The organism is Streptomyces krungchingensis (assembly GCF_054729265.1).
Map to the genome: position 1 here is coordinate 8,534,812 of NZ_JBPUKY010000001.1, position 12,905 is coordinate 8,547,716.

The following is a 12,905-nucleotide window of genomic DNA, read 5'->3' on the forward strand; positions in this document are numbered from 1 at the left end:
CATGTGGACAGGCGAGCCGGAGCCCCGGACCGCGGAACCGGCGACCGACGTGAAGGCCGCCGCTGCCGACTTCAACTGGCTGCTCAATCGTTTCGCCACGGAGACGGCCGGTGTCGTCGACGTGATCGGCGTCTCCTCCGACGGACTCCTCATCGCGGTGTCCCAGCAGCGCGGCCAGGCCGACTCCGAGCGGCTCGCGGCGATCGTCTCCGGCATCACCAGCCTGGCCATGGGCGCGTCGGGCAACTACGGCCTCGGCGCACTCAACAAGGTGATCATCGACCTGGAGGAAGGCCACGTCCTGGTGTCCGCCCTCGGCGCCGGGGCGGTGCTCGGCGTCGTCGCCTCGAAGGAGGCGAAGCTCGGCAACATCGCGTACGAGATGACCCTCTTCGCCAACCGGGCCGGTGCGGTGCTGAGCCCGCAGCTGGTCATGGAACTGAAGAACACGGTGGGCGTCACGCCGGCCGGCTGACGTCCGACGGGGCCTCATGTCGACCGGTGACGGCCCCGAGAGGTGAAGGGGGACGACGTGATGACGGCTGGTGAGCCATCGGCCATCGACGACGCCGGGTGGGAAGCGGAACCGCCCGCGTCGTTCGTCCGGCCGTTCCTGCTGACCGCGGGGCGAATCGCCGGGGGCGACAGTCTCGTACCGCCGATCCCGATCGAGACCCAGGTGGTCGCGACCGATCTGGGGCTGGCGGCACTGGACGCGTTCGTCTTCGAGCAGCACCGCGACATCATCGCGCTCTGCCGGGAGCCGCAGTCGCTCGCGGAGATCGCGGCGAAGCTCCGGATGCACCTGAACGTGATCCGGGTCCTCGCCGACGATCTGCGCGCCGACGGCCAACTGGCCTTGTACGCACCGGCCCACTCCAACCGCGATGTCACCGTACTGCGAAGGGTTATCGATGGTCTCCGAGCTGTCCCCGACTCCAGGGGCGCGATCCGTGAGGGCTGACGGCGAGCGGCCCCAGCCGCCCCTGCCCGTGAAGATGGTGATCGCGGGCGGTTTCGGTGTCGGCAAGACCACCACGGTCGGCGCCATATCCGAGATCGAGCCGCTGACCACCGAGGCGTCCATCACCTCGGTCGCCGCGGGGGTCGACGACCTCACCCACACCCCGGAGAAGATGACGACGACCGTCGCCATGGACTTCGGCTGCGTCACCCTGGACCCCACCCTGAAGCTCTATCTCTTCGGGACGCCCGGCCAGGAGCGGTTCGGGTTCATGTGGGACGACCTCGTGGAGGGCGCGCTGGGCGGGCTCGTCATCGTGGACACCCGCCGGCTCGACGACTGCTACGCGGCCGTCGACTACTTCGAGCACCGCGAGATCCCCTTCGCGGTGGCCGTCAACGCCTTCGACGGCAAGGTCGAGCACGATCTCGACGACGTGCGGTGGGCCCTGGACGTCGCCGACCACGTGCCCCTCACCGTGTTCGACGCGCGCGAACGCGGTTCGGTGCGCGACGCGCTGCTCGTCGTCCTCGAACACGCGCTGGCCACCGCGGAACAGTGAGGAGGGGACGGGCCGCGACCCGTCCCCTCCGATACCCGGGGGCGAGGCCACAGCCCGCCCCCACAGGTGCGCCCCCCGCGCCGGCCGAAGCGTACGGCGCCGCCGAGCGCGGCCTCAGGCCGTACGACGCCTGCGCACGCCGGGGGAGACCGCCACCCGGGCCACCGCCCAGAACAGCACCAGCACGAGCAGGGCGAGGACGGCCGTGAGAGTGGCGCCGCCGACCACCTTCTCGTAGTTGCGCTGGTACAGGCCGTCCACGATGTAGCGCCCGACCCCGCCGAGGCTCACATAGGCCGCGATCGTCGCCGTCGACACGATCTGGATCGCCGCCGAGCGCAGACCGCTGAGGATCAGCGGCAGCGCCGCCGGGACCTCCACCTGGAGCAGGATCTTCCCCTCCGGCATGCCCATGCCGCGGGCGGCGTCGACGGGGGAGGGATCCACGTTGCGGACCGCCTCGTAGGTGGTGATGAGCACCGGCGGGATCGCCAGTACCACGAGCGGGATCATCACCGGCGTGACGCCGATGCCGAGCCAGACGAACATCAGCACCAGCAGGCCGAAGGTCGGCAGCGCGCGGGCCGCGGAGGACACGAAGGCCAGCGCGTTGCCGCCGCGGCCGGTGTGCCCGGTGACCAGACCGACCGGCAGGCCGATGGCCGTGGCGATGGCGAGGGCCGAGGCCGAGTACTGGACGTGCTCCCAGACGCGTTGCGGGATGCCGTCGTAGCCGTGCCAGTGGGAGCCGTCGGTGAAGAACGACCGGATGAATTCGAGTACGTTCACGAGACGCTCTCCGGGGTGCGGGCGGCGCCCGCGGTCGTGGCCCTGCCGCGGCCCGCCCTGCGCGCGGACGGCGGCTGCCAGGGCGTCAGCACCCGTCGCAGCAGTACCAGCAGGGCATCGGCCACGACGGCGAGGACCGCGGTGGTGACCACCGAGTTCACCGCCAGGACCGGCCGGTGGTAGAACATCGCGGTGGTGAGCAGATTGCCGAGCGCCCCCTGGTTGCCGATCAGCGCGCCGACGCTGACCAGGCTGATGCTGGAGGCGGTCGCCACGCGCAGCCCCGCCGTGATCGCCGGTACGGCGATGGGCAGTTGGACCTGGAAGTAGCGGCGTACGAGGCCGATGCCCATGGCGGCCGCGGCCGCGTTCGTCTCCTCGGGGACCGACCGGACGCCGTCGACGACCGACGGGACGAGGATCACCAGGCTGTACAGGGACAGCGGGATCATCACCGTGAGCCGGCTCAGCCCGGTGTAGTCGATGAGCACCACGAAGAAGGCGAGCGACGGGATCGCGTAGAGCACGGTGGTGACCCACAGCACCGGCGCGTAGACCCAGTTGAAGCGGACGCACAGCAGACCGATCGGCAGGGCCAGCAGCAGACCGACCAGCACCGGGATCAGAGCCTCCTGCATGTGCCAGGAGATCAGGCCGAGATAGCTGTGCTGGAGGTCGCTCGGTATGTCGAAGAAGCCGTTCATCGCACGGCCTTGACCTGGGACGGGCCCGGCTCGGAGTCCGCGGCCCGCTGTCGGCGCGCCGCACGGATCGCGGCGGCGATGGTCTCCTGCCCGACGACCCCGAGCACCTGCCCCGCGCCGTCCACCGCGACCGCCTGGCCGGTCGGCGACAGCACCGCCCGGTCCAGTGCGACCCGCAGCGAGTCGCGGCCCACCTCGAAGGTCTGCCCGTGCGGCTCCAACGCCTCGGCCTCGCCGTCCCACGCCGTGGGGTCGGCCCAGCCCAGCGGCCTGCCGCCGGCGTCGGTCACCAGCACCTGCGCGGGCGCGTCCGCGCGGCCCGCGATCTCCTGCCAGTCGGAACCCACGGGGAAGACCGGTGTGCGGTCGAGCGTGAGCTCGCGGGTGGACAGGAAGGACAGCCCGCGGATGCCCCGGTCGGCGCCGAGGAACTCCTCCACGAACGCGTCGGCGGGCGACGAGAGCAGCTCGTCGGGCGAGGCGAACTGGGCGAGCCTGCCTCCGGTGCGCATCACGGCGACGCGGTCCCCGACGGTGATCGCCTCGTCCATGTCGTGGGTGACGAACACGATGGCCTTGCCGAGTTCCTCCTGGATGCGGAGCAACTCCTCCTGGAGGCCGCGCCGGACGACCGGGTCGACCGCGGAGAACGGCTCGTCCATGAGCAGGACCGGAGGGTCGGAGGCCAGCGCGCGGGCGACGCCGACGCGCTGCTGCTGGCCGCCGGAGAGCTGGTAGGGATAACGGCGGGCCATGCCCGGGTCGAGGCCGACCCGCTCCATGAGTTCGGCGGCGCGGGCGCGGGCGCGCTCCTTGGACCAGCCGAGGAGCCGCGGCACCGTGGCGATGTTGTCCAGGATCGTGCGGTGCTGGAAGAGCCCGGCGTTCTGGATGACGTAACCCATGGACCGGCGCAGTGCGTTGACGGGCCGGCTGCGGATGTCCTCGCCGTTGACCCGGATCGTTCCGCTGCTGGGCTCGACCATGCGGTTGATCATGCGCAACGTGGTGGTCTTGCCGCAGCCCGAGGGTCCGACGAGAACGGTGATGGAGTGGTCCGGTATCTGGAGGGAGAGGCGGTCGACGGCCACCGTGCCGTCGGCGTACCGCTTGCTGACATCTTCGATGGCTATCAAGAGTCGGAACCCTTCGGGAACGGCTTCGCTCGCACGTGGCGCGATCGTGTGTACGAGGGTGCGTAGTCTAGTCAGTTGATGTTCGATCGCGATTGCCGCAGGTGAAGGATCGCCGGGCGGGGCGGGTTCCGTCACCCGTCGTGCCGGGATCGCGGGGTGAGCTGGCACCGGGCACCCCAAAAGGCGGGGTGCCCGCCGAGCCGGCGCGCATAGGCGTCGAGGCGGGGGTGCAGGGCGAGGGTGTCGGCCAGGACGCCGGCCGGGCCGGCCTGGGTGAGCGCAGCCCACAGATCCACGTCCGCGGCGGTCAGCCGACGGCCCAGTACATAAGGGTGCGCGGACAGTCGGCGGTCCAGCGGCTCCAGCGCCGCGCACAGGACGTCCGCCGAGGCGGCCGGTGTGACGTCACGGTCGAGGAGCCGGGACAGCGCGTCGATGTCCGCGGCGAGCGCGGCCGGGCGCAGTGTGGTGACGTGGGCGGCGTCGGACCCGCCCGGGAGGCCCGCGAGATCGCGCAGGATGTCGGGGGTGTGATTGCTGACGACGCGTCCGCTCCAGCGGTCGCACAGCGTGGGGGCGGTCAACGGGCCCTCGTAGTGGTGCCAGGTGGCCTCGTAGGCACGGCGCAGCGCGGTGAACGCCCCTGGCGTCGCGGCGGGATCGACGAGGACCGTGGTCGCCACCGAGTCCTGAAGGCCCAGCAGACGCACGGTCACGGACAGCCGAAGCGACCGCGGACAGCCCTGCGACAGGTACAACTCGTAGCGGTGGGGCACCGGGTAGAAACCTCCGGCGGCTCCTACTCCGATGCGGCTGCGGATGCGCGGCGCACGGGCCGGCCCGGACGGTGCCCCGCCCCGGGGACGGAGGCCGGGCAGGGACGCGGCCGGGCCCGGGTCCCCGGGGAGCGGGCAACAGGGCGCCGGGGCACCGGGGTTGGAGGTGCTCGCGTCGGCCGCGGCGCCGCCGCATGTGCTGGAGATCCCTGAATCCGAAGCGCGCGACGATGTCTTGGGCATGACTCTCCCTGGGAACGACGAGGTCCCGGCCCCGCCCGTGGGCGGCGGCCGTGGAGGAACGGAGTGACTGCGCTTGCGTACCGGCTCGACGCGGCCGGTCTAGTAGGCGCTGGAGACCCGCTGCAGATCGATGTGCAGACGTCTCGTCAGATCGTTCCTGGGCATTCCCACCGGTCCCGCTCCAGGGTCCGCGCTCCTGCGCGACCACGCTTGCCCCACCACGCCGGCGGGACCCGGTCGTCACCCGGGGCACCCCGTCGCGGTGGAAGGGTTGCCTGTCAGCGGGCCGGGGCCGATCACCGCGTCGCACGGAAGAACCGAGTGACGAGGCGCTGACAATCGTGACCGTCCCCGTCAGTCTCGGCGGGCTCCCCGAAGCCGTCAAGAAGGCGTGGACCCGGTCTCACCAGGTGGTCATCCTGGCCGCCCGGCGTTGACATCGGTTTCCGGAAGTGCCTAACTTACGCCGCAGATCGGTCATGAGTGTCAGCGACAAGCCCTGGCTCGCTGTCCGGCAACCCTCCTGTCGCGGTGGGGTGCCCCAGGTGAGGACCGGACCGGAAGACCTTCGGTAAGCGCGAAGCGCCCACGGGCGGGAACAGCGATGGAGACGGCGATGCACACAGCTTCGAGGGAGGCCGCACGGCGGCCCCGCGGCTGCGTCCTGCTGTGCGCCGACCGCTGCGTCGACCTGCTCCGTGTCAACAGCGCCCTGTGTAGCGCCCCGGGCTGTGCCCGCTGTCGAGGCTGACGGCGTTCTGAACTCCTGACGCGCACCGCCGCAGCGGTGTGCCCACCATCCGCCCAGCCCCCGGTACCGGCGTCCTCCCGCTGTCCGTCGTCCGCGGCCGTCCCACGGCGCCGCGCCGACGTCGCGCCCGCACGCCCGCCCCGGGGTGTCCCTCCTTGCTGGAGCACTCATGAGTGAACCCCCCGGCGCCGCCGTGTCTCTCGCCGAGGCACCGCCCGCCCACCACCCGCCGAAACCGCTCACGGCCCAGCGGGTCCTGCCGCTGCGCAGGCCGGGCCGCTGGATCGGCACGGCCGTCGTCCTGGTCCTGGTCGCCCAGATCGTCCACGGCCTGGCCATCAACCCCTTCTACCAGTGGGACCGCTTCCGCTACTGGTTCCTGCGCCCCACGATCCTCGACGGCCTCGTCATCACCCTCGAAGTGGCCGCGCTCAGCGCCGTGCTGGGACTGCTCGGCGGGGTCCTGCTCGCCCTGGCCAGGCTCTCCGGCAGCCCGGTGCTGCGCGCGGTGAGCTGGCTGTACACGTGGCTGTTCCGCTCCGTGCCGCTGATCGTCGTGCTGATCTTCCTCTACAACTTCAGTGCCCTGTACAAGACGTTGAGCCTCGGCGTCCCGTTCGGCCCGGCCTTCGTCAGCTTCGACGAGTCGCGGCTCGCCACCGACATGGCGGTCGCCGTCGTCGGCCTCGGCCTCAACGAGGCCGCGTACGCCTCCGAGGTCGTCCGCGGCGGAATCCTCTCCGTCGACCAGGGCCAGCACGAGGCGTCCGCGGCGCTCGGCCTGCCGAAGAGCTACCAGTTCACCCGCATCGTGCTCCCGCAGGCCCTGCGGTCCATCACCCCGAACTACGTCAACCAGCTGATCGGCCTGATCAAGGGCACGTCCCTGGTCTTCTACGTCTCGCTGCTCGACCTGTTCGGCTCGGTGCAGACGATGGGCAGCACCTATCCCGGCGACATCGTGCCGCTGCTGCTGGTCGCCACGGTCTGGTACCTGATCCTCACGAGCGCCGTGTCCGTCGTCCAGTTCTACGTCGAGCGGCACTTCGCCCGGGGCGCCACGCGCACCCTGCCGCCGACCCCCCTGCAGAAGGCGCGCGCCGGCCTCGGTGACCTGCGGGCCCGGCTGCGCAAGGAGGCCGCCGTATGACCACCGCATCGACCCTCGAAGCGAGCCCCGCCGCCCTGGAGGTGCACGACGTGCACAAGTGGTACGGCACCCAACGCGTCCTCGACGGCATCGACCTGACGGTCCGTCCGGGCGAGGTCATCGTGATCCTCGGCCCGTCCGGCTCCGGCAAGTCGACGCTGCTGCGGGTGATCAACCATCTGGAGAAGCCCGAGGTCGGCCATGTCAGCGTCAACGGCGAACTGATCGGCGTACGCCGCCACGGCCGGCGACTCAAGGAGCTCGGCGAGCGGGCGATCCTGGCCCAGCGCAGCCGGATCGGCTTCGTCTTCCAGAACTTCAACCTGTTCCCCCATCTGACCGTCCTGGACAACGTGGCCGCCGCACCCGTCGCCACGGGGAAGCTGACGAGGCCCGCGGCCCAGGAACTCGCACGCGAACTCCTCGGCCGGGTGGGCCTCGGCGACAAGACGGGCGCCTATCCGCGCCAGTTGTCCGGCGGCCAGCAGCAGCGCGTGGCGATCGCCCGCGCCCTCGCGCTGCGCCCGGGGATCATCCTGTTCGACGAACCGACCTCGGCACTCGACCCCGAACTCGTCGGCGAGGTCCTGGCCGTCATCAAGGACCTGGCGGCCGGCGGCACCACCCTCGTGATCGTCACCCACGAGATCGGCTTCGCCCGCGAGGTCGCCGACCGGGTCGTCTTCGTCGACGGCGGCCGCATCGTCGAACAGGGGCCGCCCGGCCAGGTGCTGGACGCCCCGCGCCACGAGCGGACCCGGGACTTCCTCAGCAAGGTGCTCTGACCCGCACCCCCGCACCCCTCCCTGACACGCCCGGCGTGCCCCACCGCCCCCTCGCACCACCCGGCGTCAGGCCCCTCTCACCGTCACGTCACGCCCACCCTCACCCAGCGACAAGGACAGCCATGCCTACGCACTTCTCCCGACGCATCCTCGTACGCGGGGTCACCGCGACCACCGCGGTCGTCTCCCTGGCCGCCTCCCTGAGCGCCTGCGGAGGCGACAGCGACGCGGCGACCACGACCGACGCCGCGGGCACGGTGACCGTGGGCCGGCTGTCCAACGGTGCCGCGAAGACAGCCGAGTTGAAGGTCACCGAGGTGAAGTCGATCAGCAAGGAGCTGCCCGCGTCGGTCCGCCGCAGCGGCAGGCTGACGATCGGCGTCGGCGCCCTGCCCGACGGCTTCCCGCCGCTCGCCTACGTCGGCTCGGACCAGAAGACCCTCACCGGCGCGGAACCCGACTTCGGCCGTCTGGTCGCCGCGGTGCTCGGGCTGGAGCCGGAACTGAAGAACTCCACCTGGGAGAACATGTTCGTCGGCATCGACAGCGGCAAGGTCGACGTCGCGTTCGCCAACATCACCGACACCGAGGAGCGCAAGAAGAAGTACGACTTCGCCTCCTACCGCAAGGACGACGTCGGCTTCGAGGTCCTCAAGTCGAGCAAGTGGAACTTCGACGGCGACTACCGCAACCTGGCCGGCAGGACGGTCGCCGTCGACAACGGCACCAACCAGGAGAAGATCCTCCTGGAGTGGCAGACCAAGCTCAAGCAGGAGGGCAAGCAGCTCACCGTCAAGCACTTCGCGAGCAAGAACAGCACCTATCTGGCGCTCAGCGGCGGGAAGATCGACGCCTACTTCGCGGCCAACCCCGGTGTCGCCTACCACGTGACCCAGACCGCCAAGTCGCCCACCCCGACGCGCAGCGCCGGCACGTTCTCCGGTGCCGGGGCATCGCTCCAGGGCCTGATCGCCGCGACGACGAAGAAGGACAGCGGTCTGGCCGAGCCGATCGCCGACGCCGTCAACCACCTGATCGAGAACGGTCAGTACGCGAAGTGGCTGTCCGCCTGGAACCTCTCGAACGAAGCCGTCACCACCTCCGAGGTCAACCCGCCCGGACTGCCCCTCGACAACTCCTGAGCAGGGGCGCACATGTCGCGGAACAGACGGCGCGATCCCGGTGTTGAGCACCACGACGACACGATGCCGGCGCGGCCCCGGGCCCGCCGGACCGGAAGGACGGAGGCGACGGAGATGCCAGGGACGTCCCGTCTCCGTACGCCGGTGATCGCCCCGCGCCGCCGCGTGCGCCTCCACTCGCGGCCGCACATCGACCTCCAGCGCGTGGCCGCCGCGCTCTGTCGTCCCTGACCTGTCACCCAGCCGCCGGGCCCGCGCCGCCGCGGGCCCGGTGATCTCGTACGGTCGATCAGGAAGGCACCCCTCCGTGTCCTCAGCGTCTTCGTTGCCCGCTCCCTCCGTCTCCCCCGCCCTCTCCGCACCCGTCGCCGGCTCCTCCGAAGGCACGCGGGTGCTGCACCTCGCCGTCGCGCTCGACGGCGCGGGCTGGCACCCCGCCGCCTGGCGCGAACCCGTGGCCCGCCCGCGGGACCTGCTCACCGCCTCGTACTGGACCGACCTGGTCACCGAGGCCGAGCGCGGCCTGCTCGACTTCGTGACCATCGAGGACGCCCTCGGGCTCCAGTCCTCGCGCTTCTCCGAACCCGACGCGCGCACCGACCAGGTCCGCGGCCGTCTCGACGCCGTGCTCATCGCGGCGCGCGTCGCACCCCTGACCAGCCACATAGGACTGGTGCCGACCGTGGTGGCCACACACACGGAGCCGTTCCACATCTCCAAGGCGATCGCGACCCTCGACCATGTGAGCACCGGCCGCGCCGGCCTGCGGGTGCAGGTGTCCGCGCGCCGGAACGAGGCCGCGCACTTCGGCCGCCGGGCCTTCCCCGCGTTCCGCTTCGAGGACCTGGAGAGCCCGGCCGTCCGAGAGCTCAGCACCGAACTCTTCGACGAGGCCGCCGACCACGTCGAGGTGGTACGACGGCTGTGGGACAGCTGGGAGGACGACGCGGAGATCCGCGACGCCGCCACCGGCCGCTTCATCGACCGCGCCAGACTCCACTACATCGACTTCGAGGGCAGGCACTTCAGCGTCAAGGGCCCGTCCGTCACCCCCCGCCCGCCGCAGGGCCAGCCCCTGGTCAGCGCGCTGGCCCACGAAACCGGGACGGGCGCGCCGTTCCGGCTGCTGGGCCGCTCCGCCGATCTCGGCTACGTCACCCCGCACGACGCCGGACAGGCGCGCGCCGTCGTCGCCGCGGTCCGGGCCGAACAGCACGCGGCCGGCCGCGCCGCGCAGCCCCTGCATCTCTTCGGCGACCTGGTGGTGTTCCTGGACGACGACGAGTCCACCGCGGTGGCCCGCCGTGAGCGCCTGGACTCGCTCGCGGGACAGCCGTACACGAGCGACGCCCGCATCTTCACCGGCACCCCCGCTCAACTGGCGGATCTTCTCCAGGAGCTGGGGGAGGCGGGCCTGTCCGGGTTCCGGCTGCGGCCCGCCGTCGCCGGGCACGACCTCCCGGCGATCACCCGGGGCCTGGTCCCCGAACTCCAGCGCCGCGGCGCATTCCGGAAGGAGTACGAGGCCGCCACCCTGCGCGGGCTGCTGGACCTCGCCCGCCCCGCCAACCGCTACGCCGTCACCGCCTGAGCCGGAGGGACCGTACGACCATGAGCAAGCCCCTGAAGCAGATCCATCTGGCCGCCCACTTCCCTGGCGTCAACAACACCACCGTATGGAGCGACCCGGACGCCGGCAGCCACATCGAGTTCAGCTCCTTCGCCCACTTCGCGCGCACCGCCGAACGCGCCAAGTTCGACTTCCTGTTCCTGGCCGAAGGGCTGCGGCTGCGTGAACAGGGCGGCGAGATCTACGACCTGGACGTCGTGGGCCGGCCCGACACCTTCACCGTGCTCAGCGCGCTCGCCGCCGTCACCGAACGCCTCGGCCTCACCGGCACCATCAACTCGACGTTCAACGAGCCCTACGAGGTGGCCCGCCAGTTCGCCAGCCTCGACCACCTCTCCGAGGGGCGGGCCGCCTGGAACGTCGTCACCTCCTGGGACGCCTTCACCGGCGAGAACTTCCGCCGCGGCGGCTTCCTGCCGCAGGAGGAGCGGTACTCCAGGGCGAAGGAGTTCCTGAGCACCGCGCACGAGCTCTTCGACTCCTGGCGCGGCGACGAGCTCGTCGCCGACAAGGCGAGCGGCACCTTCCTGCGCGACGCGCGGGCCGGAGCGTTCGTGCACCGGGGACAGCACTTCGACATCGAGGGGCAGTTCAACGTCCCGCGCAGCCCCCAGGGCCGGCCGGTGATCTTCCAGGCCGGGGACTCCGACGAGGGCCGCGAGTTCGCCGCGGCCGACGCCGACGCCATCTTCAGCCGCTACAGCACGCTCCGGGAGGGCCAGGCGTTCTACACGGACGTCAAGAACCGGCTCGCCCGCTACGGCCGCCGCCACGACCAGCTGCTGATCCTGCCCGCCGCCACCTTCGTCCTCGGCGACACCGACGAGGAGGCGGGGGAGAAGGCCCGGGAGGTACGGCGCCTGCAGGTCAGCGGCGCCACCGCGATCAAGCACCTGGAGTTCGTCTGGAACCGGGACCTGTCCGCCTACGACCCGGACGGCCCGCTGCCCGACATCGACCCAGACCTCGGCGAGCACACCGTCGCCCGGGGCCGCGCCCAGGTACGGATGTACCGCGACCCGCTGGCCACCGCCCGCGAATGGCGCGAGAAGGCGGCCGCCAACAATTGGTCGATCCGCGACCTGGTCATCGAGACCGGCAGCCGTCAGTCCTTCGTGGGCACCCCGGCGACCGTCGCCGAGACCATCGACTCCTTCGTCCAGGCCGACGCCGCCGACGGCTTCATCCTCGTCCCGCACATCACGCCGGGCGGCCTCGACGCCTTCGCCGACACCGTCGTCCCGCTGCTCCAGGAACGCGGCGTCTTCCGCACCGAGTACGAGGGCACCACCCTGCGCGACCACCTCGGTCTCGACCACCCCGACGCGGAGGCACCGGGCGAGCGCGTCGCGTCCTGAGACCGACGGCTCCGTTCCTGACGGGGGCACCCTCGGCCGAGGACCGGAGTGCGCGGATCGACTTCCGCGCACTCCGGTCCCTTTGTCTGGACCAGCTGCCATGATGCGGGCCAGGCAAGTCCTCACCGAGAAGACGGGGGAGCGACGCATGAACGGATCGGTCCGGGCTGCCCGCGCACTGGCGTGCGCGGGGGTACTGGCGCTCAGCGCCTGCGGAGGCGGCGGGGACGGAGGAGACGACGCCGACGCCGGAGGGACGACGGCGAGCCCCGCGGAGTCGGCGGCGAACGACTTCGGCTGTCTCGCGGGCAAGCAGCTCAAGAAGTCCACGACGTTCGAGGACACCGAGGGCAACGAGGTCGACGGCTACGAGACGGGCACCGGCACCACCGGCATCGTCCTGTCCCACCAGTCGAACAACGACGTGTGCTCCTGGATCCCGTCCGCCGACGAACTCGCCGCCGCGGGCTACCGCGTGCTCGCCGTGAACAGCAACTCCTCCGAGGTCCCGGAGATCGAGGGCGCCGCCGCCCGGCTGCGCGAGGACGGAGCCGAGAAGGTCGTCCTGATGGGCGCCTCGAAGGGCGGCACCGCCTCACTCGTCGCCGCGTCCAGGATCAGACCGGCCGTCGCGGCGGTGGTGTCGCTGTCGGGCCCGGGTCTGTACAGCGGCATGGACGCCACCGAGGCGGTACCGAAGCTGACCATGCCCGTGTATCTGCTCGCGGCCTCGGGCGACGGGCAGTTCGCCGACGACGCCCGCACGCTGCACAAGCTGGCGAAGAAGTCGCACGGCGAAAAGCTGGAGATGGTCGCGGGCGCCGCCCACGGCAGCGACATCCTGCAGCAACAGCCGTCCGTGTGGGACGAGGTGAAGACCTTCATCAAGAGCCACGGCTGACCTGGGGGGTTTCG

The 12,905-nt window shown here is 71.3% G+C and carries 15 protein-coding genes and 2 riboswitches; of the genes, 10 read left to right on the forward strand and 5 right to left on the reverse strand.

From position 1 onward, the window contains the following. Nucleotide 1: 1 nt before the first annotated feature. Genes ACSYGO_RS37025 through ACSYGO_RS37035 form a run of 3 tightly spaced genes read left to right on the forward strand, consistent with a single transcriptional unit; the run spans nucleotide 2 to nucleotide 1,526 of the window. Entirely contained in the window at nucleotides 2–475 is a 474-nt protein-coding gene (locus ACSYGO_RS37025) for a roadblock/LC7 domain-containing protein (protein ID WP_051371572.1), read from the forward strand. A gap of 60 nt (nucleotides 476–535) precedes the next feature. Then, nucleotides 536–964 carry a DUF742 domain-containing protein gene (locus ACSYGO_RS37030; protein WP_426681597.1) on the forward strand — a complete coding sequence of 143 codons (429 nt, stop codon included), beginning with the start codon at nucleotides 536–538 and terminating at the stop codon, nucleotides 962–964. Further along, nucleotides 915–1,526 carry a GTP-binding protein gene (locus ACSYGO_RS37035; protein WP_078629515.1) on the forward strand — a complete coding sequence of 204 codons (612 nt, stop codon included), beginning with the start codon at nucleotides 915–917 and terminating at the stop codon, nucleotides 1,524–1,526. The genes ACSYGO_RS37030 and ACSYGO_RS37035 overlap by 50 nt, the downstream gene beginning before the upstream one ends. A gap of 114 nt (nucleotides 1,527–1,640) precedes the next feature. On the opposite strand, the gene ACSYGO_RS37040 is transcribed toward ACSYGO_RS37035, so the two are convergent. The 5 genes from ACSYGO_RS37040 to ACSYGO_RS37060 form a co-directional block, all read right to left on the reverse strand. Beyond that, on the reverse strand, nucleotides 1,641–2,315 hold the full coding sequence (locus ACSYGO_RS37040; protein ID WP_345648850.1) for an ABC transporter permease: 675 nt from the start codon (nucleotides 2,313–2,315) through the stop codon (nucleotides 1,641–1,643). Continuing rightward, nucleotides 2,312–3,019, reverse strand: coding sequence for an ABC transporter permease (locus tag ACSYGO_RS37045; protein WP_432189001.1), 708 nt, complete (start codon nucleotides 3,017–3,019; stop codon nucleotides 2,312–2,314). The genes ACSYGO_RS37040 and ACSYGO_RS37045 overlap by 4 nt, the downstream gene beginning before the upstream one ends. Beyond that, complete coding sequence (locus tag ACSYGO_RS37050; RefSeq protein ID WP_432174073.1) at nucleotides 3,016–4,155, reverse strand: ABC transporter ATP-binding protein; 1,140 nt, start codon at nucleotides 4,153–4,155, stop codon at nucleotides 3,016–3,018. The genes ACSYGO_RS37045 and ACSYGO_RS37050 overlap by 4 nt, the downstream gene beginning before the upstream one ends. Nucleotides 4,156–4,286: 131 nt before the next feature. After that, nucleotides 4,287–4,931 (reverse strand): glutathione S-transferase C-terminal domain-containing protein, encoded by a 645-nt coding sequence (locus tag ACSYGO_RS37055; protein WP_460389277.1) that lies wholly within the window; start codon nucleotides 4,929–4,931, stop codon nucleotides 4,287–4,289. A 342-nt stretch (nucleotides 4,932–5,273) separates the two neighbouring features. Beyond that, nucleotides 5,274–5,339 carry a putative leader peptide gene (locus ACSYGO_RS37060; RefSeq protein WP_425589259.1) on the reverse strand — a complete coding sequence of 22 codons (66 nt, stop codon included), beginning with the start codon at nucleotides 5,337–5,339 and terminating at the stop codon, nucleotides 5,274–5,276. 36 nt (nucleotides 5,340–5,375) lie between these two features. After that, nucleotides 5,376–5,521, reverse strand: a riboswitch (SAM riboswitch). 128 nt (nucleotides 5,522–5,649) lie between these two features. After that, nucleotides 5,650–5,758: riboswitch (SAM riboswitch) on the forward strand. A gap of 336 nt (nucleotides 5,759–6,094) precedes the next feature. On the opposite strand from ACSYGO_RS37060, the gene ACSYGO_RS37065 reads away from it, so the two are divergent. The 7 genes from ACSYGO_RS37065 (at nucleotide 6,095) to ACSYGO_RS37095 (ending at nucleotide 12,891) form a co-directional block, all read left to right on the forward strand. Next, complete coding sequence (locus tag ACSYGO_RS37065) at nucleotides 6,095–7,075, forward strand: amino acid ABC transporter permease (protein ID WP_460389279.1); 981 nt, start codon at nucleotides 6,095–6,097, stop codon at nucleotides 7,073–7,075. Then, on the forward strand, nucleotides 7,072–7,860 hold the full coding sequence (locus tag ACSYGO_RS37070; protein ID WP_432189005.1) for an amino acid ABC transporter ATP-binding protein: 789 nt from the start codon (nucleotides 7,072–7,074) through the stop codon (nucleotides 7,858–7,860). Before ACSYGO_RS37065 ends, ACSYGO_RS37070 begins: the two co-directional genes overlap by 4 nt. A gap of 122 nt (nucleotides 7,861–7,982) precedes the next feature. Beyond that, nucleotides 7,983–9,002 carry an ABC transporter substrate-binding protein gene (locus ACSYGO_RS37075; protein WP_460389281.1) on the forward strand — a complete coding sequence of 340 codons (1,020 nt, stop codon included), beginning with the start codon at nucleotides 7,983–7,985 and terminating at the stop codon, nucleotides 9,000–9,002. 114 nt (nucleotides 9,003–9,116) lie between these two features. After that, nucleotides 9,117–9,233 carry a putative leader peptide gene (locus ACSYGO_RS37080; protein WP_432189007.1) on the forward strand — a complete coding sequence of 39 codons (117 nt, stop codon included), beginning with the start codon at nucleotides 9,117–9,119 and terminating at the stop codon, nucleotides 9,231–9,233. Between the two features lie 163 nt (nucleotides 9,234–9,396). Continuing rightward, nucleotides 9,397–10,593: an LLM class flavin-dependent oxidoreductase gene (locus ACSYGO_RS37085; protein WP_460389809.1), complete on the forward strand. Its 1,197-nt coding sequence runs from the start codon at nucleotides 9,397–9,399 to the stop codon at nucleotides 10,591–10,593. A 20-nt stretch (nucleotides 10,594–10,613) separates the two neighbouring features. Next, on the forward strand, nucleotides 10,614–11,990 hold the full coding sequence (locus tag ACSYGO_RS37090) for an NtaA/DmoA family FMN-dependent monooxygenase (RefSeq protein WP_432174068.1): 1,377 nt from the start codon (nucleotides 10,614–10,616) through the stop codon (nucleotides 11,988–11,990). Nucleotides 11,991–12,138: 148 nt separating this feature from the next. Then, the gene (locus ACSYGO_RS37095) at nucleotides 12,139–12,891 is read left to right on the forward strand and encodes an alpha/beta hydrolase (RefSeq protein WP_460389284.1); all 753 of its coding nucleotides are present in this window, start codon (nucleotides 12,139–12,141) and stop codon (nucleotides 12,889–12,891) included. Nucleotides 12,892–12,905: the final 14 nt, after the last annotated feature.